The following is an 8,049-nucleotide window of genomic DNA, read 5'->3' on the forward strand; positions in this document are numbered from 1 at the left end:
GCGCTATCCCGCACGTAAGGTCTCCGTAACCGGCGATTCAGACAAGCTTGCGACGCTTCCGCAATGAACCCCGTCGTGCCCGAGCCCTCGCCTCCCCCACGCAACGGCCCAAGCAGCGGGAAGAGCGCGGGGAGCGGCCTCCAGGAGGCCACGGTCGTCCGGGACGTCACCGCGGACGTCACCGCGGACGTCGTCGCGCGCATCGACGCGGACATCGCCCACAACGACGCCGCGAACGCCGACGCACACGTTTCGTCGCTCCCACCGGCCCTGTCCGACGCGCCTGTGATGCTCGCGGCGCGGAAGAATGGTGCCATGAGCCAGTCCAACGCCCAGGCAGCCCAGGTCCAGCACGCGCAGCCGTCCGTCGGCTCCATAGCCGCCCATCGCCCGCACACGGTGTCGGCGGTCGTCTCCGATCTCGAACCCGACATGGACGCCGACCTCGACGCCTACGAAGAGGCCCCGTACGACGGCGAACAACTGCCGCAGGGCCGTTTCCTGGACCGGGAGCGCAGCTGGCTCGCGTTCAACGAGCGCGTCCTTGAGCTCGCCGAGGACCCCAACACGCCCCTGCTCGAACGAGCCAAGTTCCTGGCGATCTTCGCCAGCAACCTGGACGAGTTCTTCATGGTCCGGGTGGCCGGTCTCAAGCGCCGTATCGCCACCGGTGTCGCCACCAAGTCCGCCTCCGGGCTGCAGCCCCGCGAGGTGCTGGAGATGATCTGGGCCCGCTCCCGTGAGCTGATGGCCCGGCACGCCGCCACCTTCCACGAGGACATCGCGCCCGCGCTGGCGGACGAGGGCATCCACGTGGTCCGCTGGAACGAGCTGACGGAGAAGGAGCAGGCCCGCCTCTTCACGCTCTTCCGGCACCAGATCTTCCCGGTCCTCACCCCGCTGGCCGTCGACCCGGCCCACCCCTTCCCGTACATCTCGGGGCTCTCCCTCAACCTCGCGGTCGTGGTGCGCAACCCGGTCTCCGGCCACCGGCACTTCGCCCGCGTCAAGGTCCCGCCGCTGCTCTCCCGCTTCCTGGAGGCCTCCCCCAACCGGTACGTGCCGATCGAGGACGTGATAGCGGCACACCTGGAGGAGCTGTTCCCGGGCATGGAGGTCCTCGAGCACCACGCCTTCCGCCTCACCCGCAACGAGGACCTGGAGGTCGAGGAGGACGACGCCGAGAACCTGCTCCAGGCCCTGGAGAAGGAGCTCATGCGGCGCCGCTTCGGCCCGCCGGTGCGCCTGGAGGTGGAGGAGTCCATCGACCGGTACGTCCTCGACCTGCTGGTACGGGAGCTGAAGATCTCCGAGGCCGAGGTGTACCCGCTGCCGGGCCCCCTGGACCTCACCGGTCTCTTCGGCATCGGTGCGCTCGACCGGCCCGAGTTGAAGTACGCGAAGTTCATCGCCGGGACCCACCGTGACCTGGCGGAGGTCGAGTCGGCGTCACCGCCCGACGTCTTCGCCGCCCTGCGGGAGCGCGACGTCCTTCTGCACCACCCGTACGACTCCTTCTCCACCTCGGTGCAGGCGTTCCTGGAGCAGGCGGCGGCCGACCCGGACGTCCTCGCCATCAAGCAGACCCTGTACCGGACCTCCGGCGACTCCCCCATCGTCGACGCGCTCATCGACGCCGCCGAGTCCGGCAAGCAGGTCCTCGTGCTGGTCGAGATCAAGGCCCGCTTCGACGAGCAGGCCAACATCAAGTGGGCCCGCAAGCTGGAGGAGGCCGGCTGCCACGTCGTCTACGGCCTGGTCGGCCTGAAGACCCACTGCAAGCTCTCCCTGGTCGTCCGCCAGGAGGGCGACACGCTCCGGCGCTACAGCCACGTGGGCACGGGCAACTACCACCCGAAGACGGCCCGCCTCTACGAGGACCTGGGCCTGCTCACGGCGGACCCGCAGGTCGGCGCCGACCTCTCCGACCTGTTCAACCGGCTCTCCGGCTACTCCCGCCGCGAGACCTACCGCCGGCTGCTCGTCGCCCCGAAGTCCCTGCGCGACGGCCTGATCGCCAGGATCAACAAGGAGGTCCAGCACCACCGTGCCGGACGTCCCGCGTATGTCCGCATCAAGGTCAACTCCATGGTGGACGAGGCCCTGATCGACGCCTGCTACCGCGCCTCCCAGGCCGGTGTACCGGTCGACATCTGGGTACGCGGTATCTGCGCGGTACGACCGGGCGTCCCCGGCCTCTCGGAGAACGTCCGGGTCCGTTCCGTCCTCGGCCGTTTCCTGGAGCACTCCCGGGTCTTCGGCTTCGGCAACGGCGGTGAACCCGAGGTGTGGTTCGGCAGCGCCGACATGATGCACCGCAACCTCGACCGCCGGATCGAGGCCCTGGTACGGGTCACCGACCCGGCCCACCGGGCGGCGCTCAACCGCCTCCTGGAGACCGGTATGTCCGACACGACCTCCTCCTGGCACCTCGGCCCCGACGGCGAGTGGACCCGGCACTCGTACGACGCGGACGGCCAGCCCCTGCGCAACGTCCAGGAGATGCTCATTGACGCCCGGAGGCGCCGGCGTGGCACAGCGACACCTTGACCCCACGAACCCCACGGCCGTACCCGCCGATGCCCTCGCCGGCTATCTGCGGGCCCAGGCCACGGAGTTCCTCCGCGCGCTGCGCACCCACCGCGAGACCGGTGGGGGCGCGGCCGGCGGGGCCGAGGGGTCCACCGAAGCGGCTCTCGCCCTGCGCCGCTCGGCCCGCCGCATCAGCGGCACCCTGCACACCTTCCGTCCCCTCTTGGACGCCGACTGGTCGGAGTCCCTCCGCCCCGAACTGGCCTGGCTGTCCGGCACCCTGGGCCACGAACACGCCTACGCGGCCCGCCTGGACCGCCTGGTGACAGCCCTGCACCGCCTGTCGGGCGCGACGGCCTTCCCCACCCGGACCGCCACCACGGCCGACTCGGCCGCGGGCGGCTCCCAGTCGGCGATGCCGGCCCGCTCCCCCGCCTCCGCCGTGGGGGGCCGTATCACCGCCACCTCCGCCGTGGGGGGCCGTTCCACCACCGCCACCTCCACCGCAGGCGACCGAGCCGCCTCCGCCGCCGCCTCCGCTGTGGGCAGTCGTTCCGCCGGGGCGGAACGGGTGGGCACAGCGGGACCCGGCACCGCCGGCCCGGGTACCCACCCTCCGGCCACTCCAGCCCCGGCGCCCCACACCCCAGCCACCCCCGACCGCGGCAACCTCACCGTGGGCGCGGCAAAGGCGGGCGCCCTCCTCGACCGCCGGCTCACCCTCGCCCGCACCCGGGCCCACTCCGCGGCACTCCAGGCCCTGGGATCCAGCCGCTTCCACGCCGTCGCGGACCGCGTAGCGGTCCTGGCCAGCGAGGTTCCCCTCACCCCCGCCGCCCCCGCCACGGACCTCCGCCCCCTGGCCGCCGCCGCTCACGACCGCCTCCGCGACGCGGTCACCGTCCTCCCCCTGCACACCGCCGGCCACCCCTACAACGCCGAGGCCCTCATCCACGGCATCTCCCCCGACACCGCCCCCCACCCCCAGGACGCCCCCTGGCACCAGGTACGCCTCCTGCTCCGCCTCCACCGCTACGCCCTGGAGGTCCTCCACCCCGAGGCCGTCCCCGTCGACCTGCACCTCCTCGCGGCCGGCGAGGCCCTCAACCGTCATCGCGACGCCGCCGAGGCGGCCTCGGCGGCGGCCTCCGCCGCCCGCACCCCGCGCATCGCCCCGGCCACGGCCTACGCCCTCGGCGTCCTGCACGCCGACCAACGCCACGAAGTGGAGGCATCCCGCTTCGCGTTCCAGCAGTCCTGGCAGAAGGAGGCGGTGAGCATGTCGTGACCGGGAACACCGGCACGGTCGTCCGAGCGGCGGGCTGCGTCCTGTGGCGCCGCTCGCCCACCACCGGGGACCTGGAGATCTGCCTGGTCCACCGGCCGAAGTACGACGACTGGTCGCACCCCAAGGGCAAGTTGAAGCGCGGCGAGGACCCCCTCGACGGCGCACTGCGCGAGGTCGAGGAGGAGACCGGCCACCGCTGCACGCCCGGTCCTCGGCTGCCCACCACCCACTACTTCGTCAACGGCCGCGCCAAGCAGGTGAGTTACTGGGCGGCCGAGGCGACCGGCGGCCACTTCACGCCGAGCCGCGAGGTCGACCGGATCGGCTGGCTGGACCCGGCCACCGCCCGCGCCCGCCTCACCCAGCCCCGCGACCGGGAGCTGGTCGACGAGTTCCTGGCCGCACTCCGGCACGCGTGACCGTCACGCCCCGCCCGCCGCGTGCCCTTCCGCGTCCGACCGCGCCAGGCTGCGCGCCCGCCGCGCCGGGCCGCGCCAGCCGCAACTGCACCGGGCCACACAGAAGCGGCCCTGCTCGACGGTGGTCGTACGGTGCTGCTGCGGCATTGCCGGGTCTTCGTGGTGCGCCACACCCATGACGTTACCCAGCGCGAGCGAACCCACCATGCCCGCCGCCGCCCCGACCGCCCCCGCTCACCGACCCCACCCACCGGCTCCACGGCCTCCCCTCACCCACAGCCCACGCCCCCTCGCGTGACGACCTCCCCCACCCGTCGTTATCCGGACAAGCAGGAAGACCCGGTACGGACCCGGCCAGGGGGTTGGCAGGCGATGGTGACGCGGCGGCACAGCAGGACGGGAGCGGTGTTCGTCGCGGCGGGACTCATCGTCGGCGCGGCCGGTGTCACCGGCTGCTCGGGCGGCGGCCCCGACGACGACTCCCTCCCCACCGACCCGGTCGACCTGCTGCACCGCGCCGCCCCGACGCTCGTCCGCGCGGGCAGTTCCAAGGCCCGTACGGAGATGGAGATGGCCACCGGCGGCACCCGTGTGACCATCCACGGCGAGGGCGTCTACGACTACGGCCGGCAACTCGGCAGGCTCGAGGTGCTGCTGCCGCACGACGCCGTCGGCACCGGTGAACACCGCCCGATCACCGAACTCCTCGCCCCCGGCGCCCTGTTCATGAAGAACCGTGGCGCCGGTGTCCCCGCCGACAAATGGGTCCGCGTCGACACCGGCACCCTCTCCGACGGCAATCTGGTCACCGGCGGCGCCACCGACCCGTTCGCCGCCGTCGAGGTGCTGCGCGGGACGCGTACGGCGCGGTACGTCGGGGAGACCGAGGTCGACGGCGCCCGGGTCCGTCACTACCGGGGCACCGCCGACCTCACCACGGCCTCCCTGGCGGCCTCCGACGGCAACAAGGCCCCCCTGCGCGCCGCCGCCGAGGGCTTCGCCACCGCCCGGGTCCCCTTCGACGCCTACCTCGACGACGAGGGCCGCATCCGCAAGGTCCGCCACCGCTTCAGCTTCGTCAACGGCGGCGGGCAGGGCACCGTCGCCGTCGCCTCGACGACCCTGCTGTACGACTTCGGCGTTCCCGTCTCCGTACGGCTGCCGAGGGCCGAGGACATCTACGCCGGGAAGATCGCCCAGGAGTAGGGGAAGTGCGGGGCCGGAAATGGTCCGTTGGTGCCATGCGCCGGCCGAGGGCCGCTGCCTACCCTAGGAGTCGGTGACGGCGGGAGAAGAGGTGATGCGCGTGGCTCCGGCAGGCGGTACGGCGGTTCAGGACCACGTGGCCCTCGCCGAGATCGAGCTCTGCGGCGACCTCATCATCGCGGCCTCCACCACCGACGGCGACCGTCTCAGCCCCGACCGCATCGACGAGGTCCTGCGCGTCTGGGAAGAACGCGCCCACGAGGACGAACCGCCCCGGTAGACGGCGGCCGCCCCGAGCGGACGACCGCAACGCCGGGCTCCGCACCGGGTGGCCGAAAAGCGACCCCGCGGCGCGACATCCCGGCCTCCGGTCCTCAGGTCCGCAGCAGCCGCCCGATCGCCTTCGTGGCCTCCTCCACCTTCGCGTCGATCTCGGCACCGCCCTTGAGGGCCGCGTCGGCGACGCAGTGCCGCAGGTGTTCCTCCAGCAGTTGCAGCGCGAAGGACTGCAACGCCTTGGTGGAGGCGGAGACCTGGGTGAGTATGTCGATGCAGTAGACGTCCTCGTCGACCATCCGCTGGAGCCCACGGATCTGGCCCTCGATGCGCCGCAGGCGCTTGAGGTGTTCGTCTTTCTGGTGGTGGTACCCGTGGATTCCACGGTCGTGGTCGGTCACGCCACCCGGCTCCACGCCGTCTACGGCGGAGGGCGCTTCCGCGCCGGCCCCTGTGGTCGTCATCGCGTCCTCCAGACACATACCCCTACTGGGTATATCGTACCGAACTTTGGCGGGTATACGGCCTGCGAGCGGCCCCCGTGCCGACCGATCTTTTTCATGGGCGACACTGGGGGACGGCCCGATAGCAGTGGCCGGATGATGCGCCTAGCATCACCCTGACCGAAACCGATGCATACCGAGGACCCCACGTGCGCTTTCGTCTGACCCCCAGGGAGACGAGCTTCTACGACATGTTCGCCGCGTCCGCGGACAACATCGTCACCGGCTCGAAGCTCCTGATGGAACTGCTCGGGGCGGAGTCCTCCGCCCGGGCCGAGATCGCGGAGCGTATGCGGGCAGCGGAACACGCCGGTGACGACGCCACACACGCGATCTTCCACCAGTTGAACTCCTCGTTCATCACGCCCTTCGACCGCGAGGACATCTACTCCCTCGCGTCCTCCCTCGACGACATCATGGACTTCATGGAGGAGGCCGTCGACCTGGTCGTCCTCTACAACGTCGAGAAGCTCCCCAAGGGCGTCGACCAGCAGATCGAGGTCCTGGCGCGCGCCGCCGAGCTGACGGCCGAGGCGATGCCGAACCTCCGCACCATGGACAACCTCACCGAGTACTGGATCGAGGTCAACCGGCTGGAGAACCAGGCCGACCAGATCCACCGCAAGCTCCTCGCCCATCTCTTCAACGGCAAGTACGACGCCATAGAGGTCCTCAAGCTCAAGCAGATCGTGGATGTGCTGGAGGAGGCGGCGGACGCCTTCGAGCACGTGGCGAACACGGTGGAGACCATCGCCGTCAAGGAGTCCTGACCCCTTCATGGACACCTTCGCTCTGGTCGTGACCATCGGCGTCGCGCTCTTCTTCACCTACACCAACGGCTTCCACGACTCCGCGAACGCGATCGCGACCTCGGTGTCGACCCGTGCCCTGACCCCGCGCGCGGCCCTGGCCATGGCCGCGGTCATGAACCTCGTCGGCGCCTTCCTGGGCAGCGGGGTCGCCAAGACGGTCAGCGAGGGCCTGATCGCCACGCCCGAGGGTTCGACGGGGATGGCCATCCTCTTCGCCGCCCTGGTCGGCGCGATCACCTGGAACCTCATCACCTGGTACTTCGGCCTGCCGTCCTCCTCCTCGCACGCGCTCTTCGGCGGCATGGTGGGCGCGGCGCTCGCGGGCGGTACGACGGTCTACTGGTCCGGCGTACTGGAAAAGATCGTCATCCCGATGTTCGTGTCCCCGGTGGTCGGCCTGGTCATCGGCTATCTGGTGATGGCGGCGATCATGTGGATCTTCCGCCGCGCCAACCCGCACAAGGCCAAGCGCGGGTTCCGCATAGCGCAGACCGTGTCGGCGGCGGGCATGGCCCTCGGACACGGTCTCCAGGACGCCCAGAAGACGATGGGCATCGTGGTGATGGCCCTGGTCATCGCGGACGTCGAGGACTACGGCGACCCGATCCCGGTCTGGGTGAAGATCGCCTGTGCGGTGATGCTCTCCCTCGGCACGTACGCGGGCGGCTGGCGCATCATGCGCACCCTCGGCCGGAAGATCATCGAACTCGATCCCCCGCAGGGTTTCGCCGCCGAGACCACCGGCGCGTCGATCATGTTCATCACTGCCTTCATCTTCAAGGCGCCCATCTCCACAACCCACATCATCACCTCGGCGATCATGGGTGTCGGCGCGACCAAGCGGGTCAACGCCGTCCGCTGGGGCGTGGCGAAGAACATCATCCTCGGCTGGTTCATCACCATGCCGGCCGCGGCCCTGGTGGCCGCGGCAAGCTACTGGATCGTGAACCTGGCGTTCCTCTGAGCCCGATACGGCCGCGGCGGACCGCGCCCGACAGGGGCGCGGGGAACTG

General features: G+C 70.9%; 9 protein-coding genes. 7 read left to right on the plus strand and 2 right to left on the minus strand.

From position 1 onward, the window contains the following. Nucleotides 1-315: 315 nt before the first annotated feature. From ACFY9I_RS38550 to ACFY9I_RS38560, 3 genes are read left to right on the plus strand one after another with little or no spacing between them, the layout of a single operon-like run. Nucleotides 316-2,550, plus strand: a complete 2,235-nt coding sequence (locus ACFY9I_RS38550; protein WP_391011126.1) for an RNA degradosome polyphosphate kinase — start codon at nucleotides 316-318, stop codon at nucleotides 2,548-2,550. Further along, the gene (locus tag ACFY9I_RS38555; protein WP_391011037.1) at nucleotides 2,531-3,820 is read left to right on the plus strand and encodes a CHAD domain-containing protein; all 1,290 of its coding nucleotides are present in this window, start codon (nucleotides 2,531-2,533) and stop codon (nucleotides 3,818-3,820) included. Before ACFY9I_RS38550 ends, ACFY9I_RS38555 begins: the two co-directional genes overlap by 20 nt. Further along, nucleotides 3,817-4,239, plus strand: coding sequence for an NUDIX domain-containing protein (locus ACFY9I_RS38560; protein ID WP_391011040.1), 423 nt, complete (start codon nucleotides 3,817-3,819; stop codon nucleotides 4,237-4,239). The genes ACFY9I_RS38555 and ACFY9I_RS38560 overlap by 4 nt, the downstream gene beginning before the upstream one ends. Nucleotides 4,240-4,242: 3 nt before the next feature. Here ACFY9I_RS38560 and ACFY9I_RS38565 read toward each other — a convergent pair whose 3' ends face one another. After that, nucleotides 4,243-4,410, minus strand: a complete 168-nt coding sequence (locus tag ACFY9I_RS38565; protein WP_391011141.1) for a hypothetical protein — start codon at nucleotides 4,408-4,410, stop codon at nucleotides 4,243-4,245. Nucleotides 4,411-4,611: 201 nt separating this feature from the next. On the opposite strand from ACFY9I_RS38565, the gene ACFY9I_RS38570 reads away from it, so the two are divergent. Further along, nucleotides 4,612-5,445 carry a hypothetical protein gene (locus ACFY9I_RS38570; protein ID WP_391011129.1) on the plus strand — a complete coding sequence of 278 codons (834 nt, stop codon included), beginning with the start codon at nucleotides 4,612-4,614 and terminating at the stop codon, nucleotides 5,443-5,445. A gap of 94 nt (nucleotides 5,446-5,539) precedes the next feature. Further along, a complete protein-coding gene (locus ACFY9I_RS38575) occupies nucleotides 5,540-5,725 on the plus strand; it encodes a hypothetical protein (protein WP_391011132.1) in 186 nt (61 codons plus the stop codon). A gap of 94 nt (nucleotides 5,726-5,819) precedes the next feature. Here ACFY9I_RS38575 and ACFY9I_RS38580 read toward each other — a convergent pair whose 3' ends face one another. Continuing rightward, entirely contained in the window at nucleotides 5,820-6,185 is a 366-nt protein-coding gene (locus ACFY9I_RS38580; RefSeq protein WP_391011042.1) for a metal-sensing transcriptional repressor, read from the minus strand. A gap of 188 nt (nucleotides 6,186-6,373) precedes the next feature. Between ACFY9I_RS38580 and ACFY9I_RS38585 the strand changes: the two genes are divergently transcribed. Further along, entirely contained in the window at nucleotides 6,374-6,994 is a 621-nt protein-coding gene (locus ACFY9I_RS38585) for a DUF47 family protein (protein WP_391011045.1), read from the plus strand. A gap of 7 nt (nucleotides 6,995-7,001) precedes the next feature. Next, nucleotides 7,002-8,000, plus strand: coding sequence for an inorganic phosphate transporter (locus tag ACFY9I_RS38590; RefSeq protein WP_391011047.1), 999 nt, complete (start codon nucleotides 7,002-7,004; stop codon nucleotides 7,998-8,000). The last annotated feature ends 49 nt before the right edge of the window (nucleotides 8,001-8,049 follow it).

It is taken from the genome of Streptomyces sp. NPDC012510 (assembly GCF_042955065.1).
In the GTDB taxonomy this organism is placed as follows: domain Bacteria; phylum Actinomycetota; class Actinomycetes; order Streptomycetales; family Streptomycetaceae; genus Streptomyces.

Bases quoted from the DNA above. Each gene is read 5' to 3' on its own strand.
- ACFY9I_RS38550 (WP_391011126.1), top strand. From the start codon at position 316: ATGAGCCAGTCCAACGCCCAGGCAGCCCAGGTCCAGCACGCGCAGCCG.
- ACFY9I_RS38570 (WP_391011129.1), top strand. From the start codon at position 4,612: ATGGTGACGCGGCGGCACAGCAGGACGGGAGCGGTGTTCGTCGCGGCG.
- ACFY9I_RS38575 (WP_391011132.1), top strand. From the start codon at position 5,540: ATGCGCGTGGCTCCGGCAGGCGGTACGGCGGTTCAGGACCACGTGGCC.
- ACFY9I_RS38580 (WP_391011042.1), bottom strand. From the start codon at position 6,185: ATGACGACCACAGGGGCCGGCGCGGAAGCGCCCTCCGCCGTAGACGGC.
- ACFY9I_RS38590 (WP_391011047.1), top strand. From the start codon at position 7,002: ATGGACACCTTCGCTCTGGTCGTGACCATCGGCGTCGCGCTCTTCTTC.